Annotated in this window: 14 protein-coding genes and 1 pseudogene; 11 read left to right on the top strand and 4 right to left on the bottom strand. The window is 60.6% G+C overall.

Annotated elements, in window-relative coordinates; all coding sequences use genetic code 11:
- Positions 1-75 precede the first annotated feature (75 nt).
- Both poxB and IAE38_RS10825 read left to right on the top strand, forming a co-directional pair.
- Positions 76-1,800, top strand: a complete 1,725-nt coding sequence (poxB, locus tag IAE38_RS10830) for a ubiquinone-dependent pyruvate dehydrogenase (protein ID WP_201212267.1) — start codon at positions 76-78, stop codon at positions 1,798-1,800.
- 100 nt (positions 1,801-1,900) lie between these two features.
- Positions 1,901-2,362, top strand: a complete 462-nt coding sequence (locus IAE38_RS10825) for a GFA family protein (RefSeq protein WP_201217552.1) — start codon at positions 1,901-1,903, stop codon at positions 2,360-2,362.
- Positions 2,363-2,428: 66 nt separating this feature from the next.
- On the opposite strand, the gene IAE38_RS10820 is transcribed toward IAE38_RS10825, so the two are convergent.
- Positions 2,429-2,659 carry a hypothetical protein gene (locus IAE38_RS10820; RefSeq protein ID WP_201163555.1) on the bottom strand — a complete coding sequence of 77 codons (231 nt, stop codon included), beginning with the start codon at positions 2,657-2,659 and terminating at the stop codon, positions 2,429-2,431.
- Between the two features lie 397 nt (positions 2,660-3,056).
- Between IAE38_RS10820 and IAE38_RS10815 the strand changes: the two genes are divergently transcribed.
- The 4 genes from IAE38_RS10815 to IAE38_RS10800 all read left to right on the top strand — a co-directional run bounded on the left by IAE38_RS10815 (position 3,057) and on the right by IAE38_RS10800 (position 7,423).
- Entirely contained in the window at positions 3,057-4,640 is a 1,584-nt protein-coding gene (locus IAE38_RS10815; protein WP_201217550.1) for a hypothetical protein, read from the top strand.
- A 78-nt stretch (positions 4,641-4,718) separates the two neighbouring features.
- Positions 4,719-5,759 carry a DMT family transporter gene (locus tag IAE38_RS10810; protein WP_201217548.1) on the top strand — a complete coding sequence of 347 codons (1,041 nt, stop codon included), beginning with the start codon at positions 4,719-4,721 and terminating at the stop codon, positions 5,757-5,759.
- Between the two features lie 428 nt (positions 5,760-6,187).
- Complete coding sequence (locus IAE38_RS10805; protein ID WP_201217547.1) at positions 6,188-6,712, top strand: AAA family ATPase; 525 nt, start codon at positions 6,188-6,190, stop codon at positions 6,710-6,712.
- A 180-nt stretch (positions 6,713-6,892) separates the two neighbouring features.
- Complete coding sequence (locus IAE38_RS10800) at positions 6,893-7,423, top strand: glyoxalase superfamily protein (protein ID WP_201217545.1); 531 nt, start codon at positions 6,893-6,895, stop codon at positions 7,421-7,423.
- 41 nt (positions 7,424-7,464) lie between these two features.
- Here the strand turns inward: IAE38_RS10800 and IAE38_RS10795 are convergent, their stop codons facing one another.
- A complete protein-coding gene (locus IAE38_RS10795) occupies positions 7,465-9,393 on the bottom strand; it encodes an ATP-binding protein (protein ID WP_201217543.1) in 1,929 nt (642 codons plus the stop codon).
- 213 nt (positions 9,394-9,606) lie between these two features.
- Between IAE38_RS10795 and IAE38_RS10790 the strand changes: the two genes are divergently transcribed.
- The 5 genes and pseudogenes from IAE38_RS10790 to IAE38_RS10775 all read left to right on the top strand — a co-directional run bounded on the left by IAE38_RS10790 (position 9,607) and on the right by IAE38_RS10775 (position 13,797).
- A complete protein-coding gene (locus IAE38_RS10790) occupies positions 9,607-11,382 on the top strand; it encodes a bifunctional diguanylate cyclase/phosphodiesterase (protein WP_201217542.1) in 1,776 nt (591 codons plus the stop codon).
- A pseudogene (locus IAE38_RS24300) lies at positions 11,276-12,235 on the top strand (PAS domain-containing protein); the annotation flags it as partial. The gene IAE38_RS10790 and the pseudogene IAE38_RS24300, both read left to right, overlap by 107 nt.
- Entirely contained in the window at positions 12,212-12,787 is a 576-nt protein-coding gene (locus IAE38_RS24295; RefSeq protein WP_442968280.1) for a methyl-accepting chemotaxis protein, read from the top strand. The pseudogene IAE38_RS24300 and the gene IAE38_RS24295, both read left to right, overlap by 24 nt.
- A 114-nt stretch (positions 12,788-12,901) precedes the next feature.
- On the top strand, positions 12,902-13,384 hold the full coding sequence (locus IAE38_RS10780; RefSeq protein ID WP_060482397.1) for an ImmA/IrrE family metallo-endopeptidase: 483 nt from the start codon (positions 12,902-12,904) through the stop codon (positions 13,382-13,384).
- Entirely contained in the window at positions 13,381-13,797 is a 417-nt protein-coding gene (locus IAE38_RS10775) for a hypothetical protein (RefSeq protein WP_201217538.1), read from the top strand. Before IAE38_RS10780 ends, IAE38_RS10775 begins: the two co-directional genes overlap by 4 nt.
- Here IAE38_RS10775 and IAE38_RS10770 read toward each other — a convergent pair.
- Both IAE38_RS10770 and IAE38_RS10765 read right to left on the bottom strand, forming a co-directional pair.
- Entirely contained in the window at positions 13,794-14,603 is an 810-nt protein-coding gene (locus tag IAE38_RS10770; protein WP_201217536.1) for an amino acid ABC transporter permease, read from the bottom strand. The genes IAE38_RS10775 and IAE38_RS10770 overlap by 4 nt on opposite strands.
- Positions 14,600-15,421 carry an ABC transporter substrate-binding protein gene (locus IAE38_RS10765; protein ID WP_201217535.1) on the bottom strand — a complete coding sequence of 274 codons (822 nt, stop codon included), beginning with the start codon at positions 15,419-15,421 and terminating at the stop codon, positions 14,600-14,602. The genes IAE38_RS10770 and IAE38_RS10765 overlap by 4 nt, the downstream gene beginning before the upstream one ends.
- Between the last annotated feature and the right edge of the window lie 88 nt (positions 15,422-15,509).

The raw sequence follows: 15,509 nt of genomic DNA, 5'->3' as shown, positions 1-15,509 counted from the left end.
TAACCGAACACCCCCCACCCCACGCCTGTCTCTATTCCCATCGATCACTTCTTCCCGTTCGCACCAGGAGCTCTCATGGCAAAGATCAACATGGCCCAGCAACTGGCCTCGACCCTCGAGCAGGCCGGTATCAAAAGGATCTGGGGCCTCACCGGCGACAGCCTCAACGGCCTGACCGACGCGCTGCGCAGCATGGACAGCATCGAGTGGATGCACGTGCGCCATGAGGAAGTCGCAGCCTTCGCCGCCGGTGCAGAGGCGGCGGTCACCGGCGAGTTGACGGTATGCGCAGGCAGTTGCGGGCCGGGTAACCTGCACTTGATCAATGGCCTGTTCGACTGCCACCGCAACCGGGTGCCGGTGCTGGCCATCGCTGCGCAAATCCCGTCCTCGGAGATTGGCCTGAACTACTTCCAGGAAACCCACCCGCAGGAGCTGTTCAAGGAATGCAGCCATTTCATCGAGTTGGTCAGCAACCCGGCGCAGATGCCGCAGGTGCTGCACCGGGCAATGCGCTCGGCCATTCTCAATCGCGGTGTCGCAGTGGTGGTGATACCCGGTGACGTATCGCTGTTGGAGGTGGAGGAGAAGCCGGCAGCCTGGCCTGCGTTGCAGCAGCCGCGCATCCTGCCAGCGGAAGCCGACTTGCAGCGCCTGGCCGAGTTGCTGGAAGACAGCCATAAGGTGACCCTGCTGTGCGGCAGCGGCTGCGCGGGGGCTCATGACCAGGTGGTAGCCCTGGCCGACGCGCTTGGCGCGCCGGTGGTCCATGCGTTGCGGGGCAAGGAGCACGTGGAGTGGGACAACCCCTTCGACGTTGGCATGACGGGGTTGATTGGCTTCAGCTCCGGTTACCACGCGATGCTGGGCTGCGACACGCTGGTGATGCTGGGCACCGACTTCCCTTACCGGCAGTTCTACCCGAGCGATGCCAAGATCGTACAGGTTGACCGTGACCCGCAAGCGCTGGGGCGCCGTGCCACCCTGTCGCTTGGCATCGCTGCCGATGTCGGCGAAACCCTCAACGCGCTGCTGCCGCGCCTGACGCGCAAAACTGATCGCCGTTTCCTGGACGACTCACTGAAAGCCTACGGCAAGGCGCGCCAGGGCCTGGACGACTTGGCGGAGCCATCCAAAGGCGATCGGCCGATCCATCCGCAATACGTCACGCGTCTGCTCAGCGAACTGGCCACCGAAGACGCGATATTTACCGCTGACGTGGGGTCGCCTACCGTCTGGGCAGCGCGTTACCTGAAGATGAATGGGCAGCGTCGCCTGGTTGGCTCGTTCAACCATGGCTCGATGGCCAATGCCATGCCTCAGGCCATGGGCGCGCAGGCAGCCTTCCCGGGTCGCCAGGTCATCTCGATGAGCGGCGACGGTGGGTTCAGCATGTTGATGGGGGACTTCATCTCGCTCTCGCAGCTGAAATTGCCTGTGAAGGTAGTGGTGTTCAATAACGCCTCACTGGGTTTTGTCGCCATGGAAATGAAAGCGGCTGGCTATCTCGACACCGGCACCGACCTGCACAACCCCGATTTTGCCGCCATGTCCAATGCCATGGGCATCCTGGGGATCCGCGTAGAGCGCTCGGAAGACCTGGAAGACGCCCTGCGCCGTGCACTGGCGCACGATGGCCCGGTGCTGGTCGACGTGGTCACCGCTACTCAGGAGTTGGTCATGCCGCCGGCGATCAAATTGGAGCAGGCCAAGGGCTTTAGTCTGTACATGCTCAAAGCGGTAATGAGCGGGCGCGGTGACGAGGTGCTGGACTTGGCGAAGACTAACCTGCTGCGCTAGCGGCTGCGCGTGGGAGGCAATCACGGTTCAGGCCGATGGGTATACATTCAGAGCCTGTGCCGTGAGTCTTCAAGTTAGTTTCCTATACTAGAGAAACGCCATGACTGATGAAAAAAGCGATGATCGCCCTGTTTACCAAGCAGCCTGCCATTGCGGGACAGTGCGGTTTTCGCTGCGCTTGACCGACGGCCTGCGAACCGCACGCAGGTGCAACTGCTCACTCTGCCGTATGCGAGGTGCTGTGGCGGTATCGGCCAGTCTGGGGGATATCACTGTCACCCAGGGGCAAGAGGCGCTGACCCTTTATCAGTTCAACACTCGCGAAGCCAAGCACTACTTCTGCTCGAAGTGCGGTATCTATACCTTCCACCAGCGCCGCTCTTCGCCCGACCAGTACGGGGTCAATGTTGCGTGCATTGAGGGCATGAGCCCGTTTGATTTTGCAGAGGTGCCTGTTAATGAAGGGCGTGTTCATCCCAAGGATCGCGCAGGGGGAGGCTCCAGTATCGCGGGATGGTTGCGGTACGAAAGCAATCCAGATTCTGTTCAGGAGAAGGGCTAGAAGGGTAGGGCCATGTCTGGTCAAATCCTTCCAGACATGGACCATGGTGACGAATCCGCCGCTGCTTCAAAATTTCTGACGTTCCTGAACGAGCGGCTGTTTGCGATCTGTCATGGCATCTGCGTCGACGCCAATCCCGTCGAACCAAGCGTCCCATGTCCCGTTACCGATGGCTGTAATCTGGTCTCGATCAGCGTTGATCCCACCATCCAGCCCTAAATCATCAATCAGCGAAACCACATCGGACTGGTTCAGTGCTTGGTCCTCGCAACTCGCCATTACTTTTGACTTTTCCATGGTGCACCTCGCATAAGTCCTCAGCCCCCGCACCCCCGTCGCCACACGGTTAAGGTGGCCGCTGTACGCAGGTTGGCGAACCGAGGAAAAGGAACCCGGCAGACCCTAAGGTCTCCCACGCACAGCCGCCATTACTCGAAACAGCACCCCTAAAAAAGCGCCTGCAGTCGTGGTTGTAATGCTGTCGCGCCTTCTCGTTCAGGTCGCCGAGAGCGATCAAGCAATGTACGTCGACTAAAACAACGTATCGCTGGCTGTGGCTGTTCGCAAGTCGCGCTCCTGTAAGGCTTCTCGCTGGATCACGTAGGGGCAATCTGCACAAGCTCAGTCGTTCCCCTAATGAAACATGATGGCCTGCCGATATCATTGCAACACCCACGCCCGGCAGGACGCCCCCATGGTTTCGATAACAGCAACCTATCGCCTGGACCAAAGCGCCACCCTTTCGCATTCATCTCCAGCGATCGCGAGCAAGCAGGCCGCTACTCCAATCGCCGATTCGCCATCCTCGCCGAGCAGCCACGTCGTTCTCGGCCAGACCCCTACTGGCAATGATCCAGACATCTATTCCCGCCATAGCCTGCTCTCAGTCCGCACCCGCTATGCCTGGGAAAGTGACAGCCAGAATACGTTATCCACAACCCTGCAAACTGCGTTCGAGTCGTCCAGAACCGCCAGCCGCTTCAAGGGCATTGGCGGCGCGCTTATGCAGCAGCTGGCGCTGAATGGCGGCAACAGCATTTCCCAGTCGCTATTCACCTACACAGATAACGCGCCGCTAACTGCGGATGAACTCAAGCTCCAGCAACAGAACCTGCGCAATCACCCGGACAACGGCGTTACGTTCAACCTCACCACCGCTTCCGGGGCTACTGTAAAGCTGTTGTTGGCCAGCAGCGAAAAGGGCTTGGCTGTCAGCGCCGAAGTTGAAGGTGCTGAACTCACTGCTGATGAGCTGAAGGGGCTAGGCGAACTGGCTGATTCATTCCAGTCCGCTATCGATGGCTTGTATGAAGTACCGCCGCAACTGAAATTGGGCAGCCTGGTAAAGCTTGATCCAGCGGTGTTCACGTCACTGCAAATGACGGCAAAGCTGGAAACCCCCAGCGGCGAGCAGGCATTTGATCTGGCACTCAATGACAAGGCGCGAAGCCTCAGCCTCGAGGGCCCATCCGGCCAGGTGAAACTTAGCCTGGACACACAGGATGCCGAGTTACTGGGTAACCGCGCCCAACGCAAAACCGCAATCGACAATTACCTGAACCAGTTCGACGCGGCGCAAAGTCGTGGGCATGGCGACAGGCACCTGGTGGGCCTGCTCAAGGATGCATTCAGCGCGCTCAACAGCATGGATGACAACCGCCAGCCGGTTACTCAGCGGCCGTTGCCGCTGACCGATAAGGACCGTGCCCTGTTGAGTGGCTTGGCAGACTTCAAAGCATCCATCAGCGAGGCCGCACGCAGTTCAAACCCGATGCGGCCAGATGAAGTGGACGGTTTCAGCTTCAACTTGTCGCAGACCACGTCTATCAAAGGGCGGGCCTTGCAGAACTTGTCCGTTGAGCAGCATCAGCAGAGCAAGCTGCAGGCTTCGTTCCATCGCGCCACTGGCCAGCAGGGAGCCCTCAATCTGGATAACGACCGCAAGTCGCAGAACTACACCTATCACCTGATCGATGACCAGGCGAGCAGCAGTACGCGCTTGGCCTACGATGAGGGGATTCTGGTAGAGGCCAGCGCCACTCAGCAGGCAAGCCAGAAAGAGCGAGTGCTTACTTACATCCAGGGCGATCTCAAGGACGATGTGACCACGCCCAAAGCTGTTACTCAGTCGCGTAACTTGCTGAAGGTTCTGAACGATACATTTGAGCAGAGCCGCGATGCCCAGAACGGGTGGGAAGCCTCGGTGCTTGAAGAGGCGCTTCAGTCCCAGCGGAGCCGCTGGATGCTACAGGTGGATCCCGCGAAGATTGCTCCCTGATGAGGCTGGCTTGTGCGTGCGGGCAGGGCACGGGAGGGGTATCGTTCATACAAAACCCACTGCACTACGGACCGTACCATGACCAACAGCATCGTCTACGCGCTGGGCGCCGCATTACTGTTCGGTGCAAGTACCCCACTGGCCAAGTTCCTGGGGCTGGGCATGTCTCCGGTTCTGCTGGCCGGCTTGCTCTACCTGGGTAGCGGCGTAGGGCTGACCATCACCCGGCTAGTTCGCGACCGTGGCTGGACGCCTACCGGCCTGGCAGCAGCAGAGTGGCCATGGTTTTTGGGCGCAATCGCCTTTGGTGGAGTGCTGGGGCCGGTCGCATTGATGTTTGGCTTGGCGCTCACTTCAGGGACTACCGCGTCGCTGCTGCTCAACCTTGAGGCCGTGCTGACGGCGGTACTGGCCTGGATCGTGTTCAAGGAAAACGCTGACCGCCGGATTGTCGCTGGCATGGTGGCCATTGTCGCGGGGGGCGTGCTGCTGGCCTGGCCGCAGGGCCCCACTGGCGTCCAGGGCTGGTTGGGGCCATTTGCAGTGGCGAGCGCGTGCATGTGCTGGGCTGTGGATAACAACCTGACGCGCAAGATCTCGGCGTCCGACGCGTTGTTCATTGCGGGCACCAAAGGCGTGGTAGCGGGTGTGGTGAACACAGTGCTGGCCATTGCGCTTGGCGCGCATCTACCAGAGCTGGCGCGGCTTGGGCCGATCCTGATCGTGGGCTTTTTGGGCTATGGCTTCAGCCTGGTGCTGTTTGTGCTGGCATTGAGAGGGCTGGGGACTGCACGTACGGGGGCGTACTTCTCGATTGCGCCGTTCCTTGGGGCTGCCATCTCGATTCTGTTCATGGGCGAGGCTGTGAGCGGGTTGTTCTGGGTAGCTGCTGCGCTGATGGCGCTCGGCGTGTGGATACACCTGACCGAAAGCCATGCCCACGAACATCAGCACCTGCGCCAGCTACATGATCACCGGCATGTGCATGATGAACACCATCAGCACGACCATTACTTCGAATGGGATAGGGCGGAGCCTCACAGCCATCGGCATGAGCACCTGCCGATGCGCCACAGCCATGCGCACTTTCCGGATATTCATCATCGGCATCAGCATTGATGAGGCAATGAGTTCTTGCACTGCATTCTTGGCTCCTACGCCAAGACGAGCTTTATCCGACCTTTGGGATGTTGCCCCCACAGCCGCGCACCAATAAAGTCTTCAGTCGCCATCGCAGGCGCTCCTGTGTGCAGGTTGTCACTTTAATGGCGGCTGTGTGTGGGCAGGCCTCGGCTTGGCCGGGTTTCCAAGCTTCCCGGTATTCCTACCCTGCACACAGCTGTCACCCAATCTCGTAGGAAGGATCGTGGCAGTTCCAACCTGAACTTGGGGCCTCATGGATGCTTGTTTCAAGTGCACACACGATGCTCATCAGCCAGAGCGTCAGCGGACATTGCGGCAAGCTCATGTGCGGGCGAAGCGTAGCAACGAAGGGTTGCCGTTCCCGCACCGACATCAACAACACCCCCCATAGAAAAGGAGTTCACGTGCAAAGGGTCATGATCGTCGGCCAACCCGGCGCCGGCAAAAGCACATTGGCCCGCCAACTGGGCGAGCGCACGGGCCTGCCGGTTATCCACATCGATACCATCCATTGGCAACCTGGCTGGGTAGAACGCAGCCGGGACGAGAAAACCCGCCTGTGCCATGAAGTAGAAGCCGGTGAGCGATGGATCTTCGAAGGCGGTCACTCGCAAACCTGGGATACCCGTCTGGCCCGTGCCGACGTTCTCATCTGGGTCGACCGCTCCCTCGCGCTCAGGTGCTGGCGCGTGGTTTTCAGAACCTTGTCGAACCGGGGGCGCACGCGCCCAGACCTGCCGGAGAATTGCCCGGAATTGCTCGGCAACCTTCCCGAGTTCTTCAAGTACATCTGGTCATCGAGAAACACTGCGCGTGCCAAGATGGAACAGTTGGCGGCCACCGCGCCTGCGGAGTGCCAGGTGGTGCGCCTGCGTTCCAACCGGGAAACCACAGAGTTTCTAGCGTCAGTAGGGCCAGTGCTCACTTAACACCGCCCCGCCTTCCGGCCCACCCTCACACCCTGTACTATCGCCCCCAGGCCAATGCTGCCTGCCGCTCGCTCCGTCCCGGAAAGGTGAAAGCATTTCAACACCTCATTTGTGTACATCCTCTGTTCAGCCGAGGTTTGGCAATGCGAGCACCGGTCTGCTTCGGCTTCAGGAGGCAAGATGTCGACTATTGATACCGCCAAGCGCATGGCCAAGGCATTGCGTGCATCCCTGGCAACCCGGGACCAGAATCTGCCCCATTCCGCGGCGCTGGAAATCGTGGCGCAGCAGTTGGGTTACAAGGACTGGAACACCGCTTCGGCAATGCTCCCCACGGCACCCGACCCTTCAGCAATCCGGTTCGAAACCGCCATCCCCATTCTGCGCATGTTCGATGAAGCGAAAGCCCGGGAGTTTTACCTGGAGTTCCTCGGCTTCACGGTCGAGTTCGAACATCGCTTTGAAGCGGACCTGCCGTTGTATATGGGTATTCAGCGCGACGGGCTGAAAGTGCATCTGTCCGAGCACCATGGGGATGCCAGCCCGGGGAGCACGCTGTTTATACCCATGGTGAACATCGAACGCCTGCGCGATGAGTTGGCCGCCAAGCGGTATGGGTATGGGCGGCCGGATATTGTCGAGCAAGGGTGGGGCAAGGTGCTGGAGGTTTACGACCCGTTTGGCAACCGTATTCGGTTTTGCCAGGGGTAGGCCGCGCAGCCTGCAAGTGATCGAGCGATGGCGCCCTGCGGTCACGGTTGGGTTGTGGTGTTTGCCTCTGTAAACATGCCTTCCACACAGGCCTTGAACTGCTGCAGGGTAAAGGGCTTGGGCAGTAGCCGGGTGCGGTCCTGGCGCTCTGCCAGTTCGGCGGCACCGTCGATCAACCCGGAAATGAACAGCACCCGCAGCCCCGGCACCCGTGCCCGGGCGCCTTCGGCAATGTGGTCACCGGCCAGGCTGCCAGGCAGCACCAGGTCGGTCACCACCAGTTGCAGGTCTGGGCGCTGGTCGATCTGCTGCAAGGCCTCAGCAGGGGCGGTCACCTCGATCACCTCGAAGCCGAGTTCCTTCAGGGACTCGGCAACCAGTTCACGGATCGCTGCCTCGTCCTCGATCACCATGGCACACCCACGCTGGCTGGCGGGTTCACCTGCTGATTCGTCTACAGGCGCCGCAACAGCGGCAGGTGCGGGGTCACGGTAAATCGGCAGCAGCAAGCTGACGGACGTCCCTTCGCCCATCACCGAGTCAATCAGTGCCGTGCCCGACGCCTGGCGGGCGAAGTCCTTGACCATCGACAGCCCCAGCCCGGTACCCGAGCCGAGCGGCTTGGTGGTGAAGAAGGGCTCGAACGCCCGCTCCGCCACGCTGGCCGGCATGCCCATGCCCGTGTCGGTCACACAGATTTCCACGTATTCGCCGGCTGCCAGCTCGGCATGGCCCGCCCCGATCGCCACCTTGCTCACCCGCACCTGCAAGCGGCCCCCCTGTGGCATGGCGTCGCGGGCGTTAATGCACAGGTTCAGCAGGGCGTTCTCCAGCTGATGCGCATCGCAGTAGCACAGCGCCGAGCCCTGCGAGGGCTCGAACTGGAATTCGATGCGCGGTGTAAGGGTTCTGGACAGCAGGTCTTTCATGTCCTCGATCAACAGCACCGCGTCCACCGTCGCGCTGGCCAGCGGCTGCCTGCGGGCGAACGCCAGCAACCGGTGGGTAAGGGTGCTGGCCTTGCGCGTGGCTGTTCTGGCCAGCGCCAGGTAGCGGTCCAGCTCGCCGTGGCGGCCTTGGGCCAGGCGCTGCTCGATCATGTCGTGGCTGCCGCTGATCACGGTGAGCAGGTTGTTGAAGTCATGGGCCAGGCCACCGGTCAGTTGCCCCAGCGACTCCATCTTCTGGCTTTGCTGCAGTTGCGAACTCACCCGCTCGAAGGCCTGTTGGCGCTCGCGGTACTGGGTAACGTCCCGGGCTACGGCGCAATACATACCGGCAAGGCTGGTGATGCGCCAGTTCAGCAGCAAAGGCTGGCCGTTGCTGCGCACGCTTTGCGTGTCCAGTTCGGCGATGGGCTTGCCGTTGAGTTCGCGCAATGCATCTGCCAGCTGCGCTGGCGAGATAAAACTGTAGAATGCGCCGGCTTTGAGCTGCTCCTCGCTCCAGCCTGTCGCCAGCTGCCACGTCGGGTTCATGGCCAGTAGCTGGCCGCTGTCGGACAGGGTGCAGATCAGGTCCGGGGATACGTTCCAGATACTGTCCCGTTCATCGGTACGGCGTTCCACTTCATCTTCCAGGGTTCTGTTCAAGTGGTCCACGGCGTTGAGGTTGCTGCGCAGCAGCGAGCAGATCGTCGCCATGCCCAGCGTCACCAAACCGAAACTCAGGCTGTTGGCCCAAGCTGTCCAGTCTGCGGCGAACCCTAGTGGGCCGATGAAAAAGTACTGTGCAGCCAGCACCGCCAGGGTGCAACCCAGTACAGAAGGCCCGGTGCCAAACCAGAAGCCGATGAGCATCAGGCCGGGTATGAAGAACAGATAGGGGAGTGCGGCAGGCGACATCTGCGCACGGGCGGCGCAACACAAGGCCACTACCAGCACGGCGCCGAGGTAACGGCTGGCAACACTCAGCTGCACCCGTTCCAGGCGCTGCAAAAGGGCGACGATTACACGTTTCAACCAGGTCAAGAATCACTCCGGAATAGTCTGGAATTCATCAGTACGAACCTGCAACACAACAGCAGAGCCTCAGGGACTCATAGGCGAGATAACAGGCACCGTCCAATAGATTTTTTTGGCCGCAGCCCCCTTGGGCTTTCATTGTCCTTAACAATAAATGCCAGATAAGCTGGCATTGTGCCTTATAGGCTACGATTCAAAGGTACTTCAACCGGAGTTTTCATGGACAATTTAACGATCCTGCAAGACGAGCGCTTGCGCCTGGTTGAAGTGGACCGCCTGACTTCCGAGCTGGCGGGCGGCTCCGACCCGGTACTCAACAGCATAGTCAACATGCTGTGTGCCTACTTCGACGTGCCCACCGTACTGGTCAGCGTGGTAGACCGCGACTATCAGGTGTTCAAGGCCAAGATTGGCCTGGCGGATGACCGCACCCCCCGGGAAGTGTCGATCTGTGCTCACGGGCTTTGGCAAGAGTCGGTGCTGGAAATCTGCGACACCTTGCAGGACGCCCGCACTGTGGATAACCCGCTGGTACAGGCCAGCCCGCATATTCGTTATTACGCGGGTGCCCCCTTGGTGATTCGCCCCGGGGTGAGCCTGGGTGGCCTTTGCATCATTGATCACGAGGCCCGGCCGGCCTTGTGCGAGCGGGACCGCAACCTGCTCAGCAACGCCGCCAGGGTTGTGGTCGAGCGCCTGCAGTCGATCCACCAGCAGAACTTCTATGACCCCATGACCGGCCTGCCCAACCGCCGCCGTTTCGAAGCCGACTTCAAGGATGCGGCGGCGCTGACAGGCCAGGTGGCTATCTTCATCGAGCCGATATCGGCCGCCGGCATGGACAGCCTGTTCAAGGCACTCGGTATCGAGTTCTTTACCAATTTCATGCTGGCGGTGAAAGAGATACTGATGGCGGCGCTACCGGAGGGTTGCCGCCTGTACCGGCCCAGCACCCTGGGCTTCATGACCGTGGTGGGTGCCTGTGACGCGTCCGTGTTGGGCGCCCGGCTGGGTGAACTGGTGCGTTCCCTGAGCGGTCCGCTACACAGCGGTAACGTGCCCGTTGTGCCGGACGTGGGCATCAGCGTGCTTGCACTGGGCGTGGATGTCGACCCGTCGCTGGACATTCTGCGGTTGATGGCGAGCATGACGGACGCCGCGCGCAAGGCCGACCAGCGCTGGCTTGCCTACGACCCGGTGGTGGATGCCAGCCTGCGGCGCAACACCGCCATTCTCAACGCCCTGGAAGCGGCACTTGCCGCGCCAGACCAGCTCAGCCTGGTGTACCAGCCGCGCATGGACCTCAACAGCAACCGCTGCGTGGCGGTGGAGGCGCTGTTGCGCTGGGTGCACCCAACCCTGGGCCAGATCAGCCCGGCAGAGTTCATTCCGCTGGCAGAAACCACGGCGTCCATCCGCGGCATCACGCGCTGGGTCATCAGGCAGGTGTGCCAACAGATCGCTGACTGGCGGGCCCACCAGATCACCCTGCAGGTGTCGCTCAACATCTCGGCGCTCGACCTCGGTGACGGGCAACTGTATGACGACCTGAACAAGGCACTGGCTGAATATGACGTCAGCCCTGCGCAGGTCGAGTTGGAGTTCACCGAAAGCGCACTGGTCACGGACTTCGACACGGTGCATGAGCAGCTTCAGCGTTTCCGCGCCCTGGGCGTCGCGATCGGCATCGATGACTTCGGCAGCGGTTACAGCAACTGGATCTACCTGCGCAAAATCCCTGCCACCAGCGTAAAGCTCGACCGCTCCCTGCTGGTGGAGCTGCAACCGGGCGGCAACGACTGGCACATCGTACGTGGCCTGGTCAGCCTGTTGCGTGACCTGCGCCTGACCGTGGTTGCCGAAGGCGTGGAGACCGACCTGCATCACCATGTGTTGCGTGGATGGGGCTGCGATCAGGGGCAGGGCTATTATTACGCCAGGCCCATGCCGGCAACGGACCTTGCCGTGTGGTTACAGCAAGGGCGGCAAACCTGAGGCTTGTTTCCAGTGTCCTACCATTACCGGGGCTGTGCAGGCCCGCGAGTTGCTGCCCAACCATGCGAGGTGTTCCATGTTCAACCAACGGCTTAAGGAAGAGGTCGAGGCGCTCAGGCAGGAACTGTCCAGGCTGCGCGCTGCAGAACAGAGCAGGTCCGACGAGATGCTTGAAATCACCGTCGACCGGGGCATGCAGATCACCGCAGTCAATGAACGCTTCGCACAGTTCATCGGCATCGACGCCTCGCGGCTGGTAGGCAGTTCTCTGGGTACGCTGGCGCCCAGCTACGTCAAGGAGCTGCCGTGTTACAAGAACTTCCAGGCGGCGATTGCCAAAGGTACCGGTGTAAGCGACGCCTACCGTTACTTTGCCGCCGATGGCCGCATGGTGTGGATGCGTGCAGCCTGGTGCCCTGTGAAGTCGCCCACAGGTGAAGTCACGCACATGTCTGCCTACGCCATTGACGTCACGGCTGGCATCGACCAGGCCCGCGAGAATGAAGAGCTGATCAAGGCGCTGTCCCGCTCGACGGCGGTGATCGAATTCAAGCTCGACGGCACCATTCTTACGGCCAACGAGAACTTCCTCAACACCGTGCATTACACCCTGGCGGAAATCGTCGGCAAGCACCACAGCCTGTTCTGCGACCCGGTGTACACCAGGTCTGCGGAGTATCAGCAGTTGTGGGCCAGCCTCAATGACGGCCGCTTCGTTGCCGAGCGGTTCAAGCGGCTCGACAAGCACGGGCGTGAGCTGTGGCTGGAGGCGTCGTACAACCCGGTGCGCGATACCCGTGGGCAGCTGTACAAGATCGTGAAGTTTGCCGTGGATATCACCGAGCAGGTGGAACACGAGCAGCAGGTCAACTCGGCGGCAGACGTTGCCTACGAAATTTCCCGGCAAACCGACAGCTCCGCCCAGCGCGGTGCCGAGGCTGTGCGCGATACGGTCGACACCATGAACCGCATCGTCACCCAGGTTACCAGCGTGTCCACGGGCGTCGAGGCGCTGGGGCACCAGTCGCACCTGATCACATCCATTGTTTCCACCATCGGTGGCATTGCCCAGCAAACCAACCTGCTGGCGCTTAACGCCGCGATCGAAGCGGCACGTGCCGGCGACCAGGGCCGTGGGTTCGCGGTGGTGGCGGACGAAGTGCGCAAGCTGGCTGGCCGCACCAGCGCCGCTACCCAGGAAATCGTCGAAGTGGTGCAGAAGAACAACGCCTTGGTGGAAGAGGCGGTGGTCAGCATGGGGGAGAGCCGAAAACAGGCCGAAATTGGCCTTAGCCTGGCCCAGCAGGCTGGCAGCGTGATCAGCGAGATCCAGTCCGGGGCGCAGCAGGTGGTGACGGCTGTGGGGCAGTTTTCTTCGAAGCTGGTGGCGGACGGGGGGCGTTGAGGATTTGAGGGCAGGCGACACATCGTGTGTCAGTGCGCATTTGACCCAGTCTGCTTGACTTGTGCAGAATCCAGCCTCATTTTCAAAACACCACCATCTTCGACAGGAGGCCGTATGGAGTACCGCACTGCAAACGACGTCCTGCATGCCCACTGGGACGGGCGGTTGCCTGTTAACCCCCTCGCTATTGCTCACGCGATGGGCATCGAGGTTAAACCGTTGAATCCTTTTGACCAGGCCAACTGGCGGCCCAACGAGAGTGGTCATTACTCCTACCGCGACGGCAATCCTCTCATCACTTACAACCTCGGCGACGCGCCAGTTCGCCAGCGCTTCACCATTGCTCACGAAATCGGTCATCACGTTCACGGTGATCTGGATGCCCCTCGTGATACCACCGAGCAATTCAGTGCCAGGGCGCGTGACCCGAGGGAGGTTGCCGCCAACAGGTTTGCTGCCGCCTTGTTAATGCCGGCAGCGTTGGTCAAGCACATGATCCTCGAGCAGCGAGTGACCGACCTCGCCCGGTTGGCCAAAGCCTTTGGGGTGTCCACCGCAGCAATGGAATTCAGGCTGAAGGCCATCGGGTTTCTATGACCAGCACCAGTGACGATCTGTCCCTTGGCGAAGCGGACAATGCAGGGCTTGTCAGTGACTACCTGAGGCGAGAGTCTTGGCGTTTTAGATGGGAGAAGCGCCTGACCACCGTGACGGTGGTACTGGTGATCATTTTCTACGTAGCGCTGCTTGGCTTTGTGTTTCTGGGCAACATTCGCATTAGCCTGGGCAGTTGGTATCTATTCACTTCGATACGGCCCCACGCCACAGGTGATGTCCCTATCATCGTGGCGCTGTCGACCGTCCCCACCTTGCTTTTGATCGCCCTGCTTCGTTATTTCCATCATCGACCCAAGCCCGAGCAGGATGATGCCCAGGCTCCGCTGCCAATCAGCGTCGAAGCAGCCAGAGAGATCATCAAGGCTACCACCGATGCCATGAAGGCTCCTTAACGCTGATACGCCTTCCCGTAATGCCCCTCCAACCGCGCCTGCACCAGTTCCAGCACAATCGACAGCACCCAGTAGATCACCGCCGCCGTGGTCAGCATTTCCAGGTAGCGGTAGCTGGAGCGGCCGTAGGACTGGGCAAGGAACATGACTTCCCATACCCCCATCACCGAGATCAGCGACGAATCCTTTAGCATCGAGATGAACTGGTTGGCCGTGGGCGGGATGATCACGCGCATGGCCTGGGGCAGCACGATGCTGCTGAAGATTTGCGGCGGGCGCATGCCCAGAGCCAGTGCGGCCTCACGCTGGCCCCGGGCCACGCCCAGAATGCCGGCGCGGAAGATTTCGCTGAGGTAGGCGCCGTAGTTCAGCGACAGGGCGATGATGCCGGCACTGATGGCGCCTGGCACCAGCCCCACCTGGGGCAGGCCCAGGTAGATGAGCAGGATCTGGATCAGCAGCGGCGTACCGCGGAAGAACGAGGTATAGAAGCTGGCCACGCCCACCAGCACCGCACTGCCCGACAGCCTGGCCAAGGCCGCAGCAAAACCCAGCAGCACCGACACCACCATCGAGCACAGGCACAGGAACAGCGTCAGTGCCGCCCCTTGCAGAAACCCGTTTGGCCCAAGCTTGAAGCCCGCCAGGTTGGGAAACTTCTCCACAATGATCGAAAACTTCAGGTCGAAGCTGAGAAAGAACCCGATAAACAGTGCGAACATCACCAGCCAGGTCAGCAGCAACCGGGTTTTGAAGCCCAGCAGGCGGGTGCCTTTGGGTTTGGGGGCGGAAGGGAAGGTACTCATTTGCTGATATCGGCGCCGATCCATTTCTGCGACAGCTTGCTCAGGGTGCCATCCGCTTTCAGCTCGGCGAATACCTGGCGTACCTTGGCATCCCACTCGGCGTCGCCTTTTTCGATGGCAACGGCGTTCGGCTCTTCATAAAGCGGCGCACCGGCCAGCTTGAAGCGCTTGTCCTGGTTCAGGCGCGGTTGTGCGGTTACCAGGTTGGTGAGGATGGCGTCCAGGCGCACGCCGGCGCCCAGCCCCAGGTCCTGGAAGGCGACGTTGTCGGTATCGTAGGGCGCGATCTGCACGAAATCGAACGGGTAATCGATCTTGCGCCCCTCGTCACCTTCAATCACAAGGTTCTTGTTCAGGTAGCTTTCGTAGCTGGAGGCGCTGGTCAGGCCCACCTTGCGCCCTTCCAGGTCCTTGGCGCCATGAATGCGGTCGTCCTTGGCATTGACCACGATCACCGCAGGCGATGCGTAGTACTCAACCGGGAAGTCGAACACCTCGGCGCGGGCCTTGCTCGGGGTCATGGAGCAGATACAGATGTCGTAGCGGCCGCTCCAGCGCCCTGCGGCGATCACGTCCCACGACGGTGTTTCGAGGCGCAGTTTCACGCCCAGCTTGGCGGCCACGGCTTTGGCCACATCCACGTCGAAGCCATCCAGCTGGTTCTGGTCGTTCAGGAAGGAAAACGGCGGGTAACTCTCCATCAGCACATTGACCAGTTCCTTGCGCGATTCGACTCGCTCCAGCGTGGCACCGGCAAAAGCCTGGGAGGCGGTGGCAAGCAGCACGAGGCCCGCGCCGAGCAATGCAGAAAATCGCATGTTCATACCTGAAAAGTTGGCCAATAAAGGGATTGGGTATTTAATAGTTATATATGTAGTCAACATAATGAATTTTATTCATAAGCAC

Origin of the sequence: Pseudomonas sp. S32 (assembly GCF_016648095.1) — a bacterium.
In the GTDB taxonomy this organism is placed as follows: Bacteria; Pseudomonadota; Gammaproteobacteria; order Pseudomonadales; family Pseudomonadaceae; genus Aquipseudomonas; species Aquipseudomonas parafulva.
This window is presented reverse-complemented; position numbering and strand designations above follow the sequence as displayed.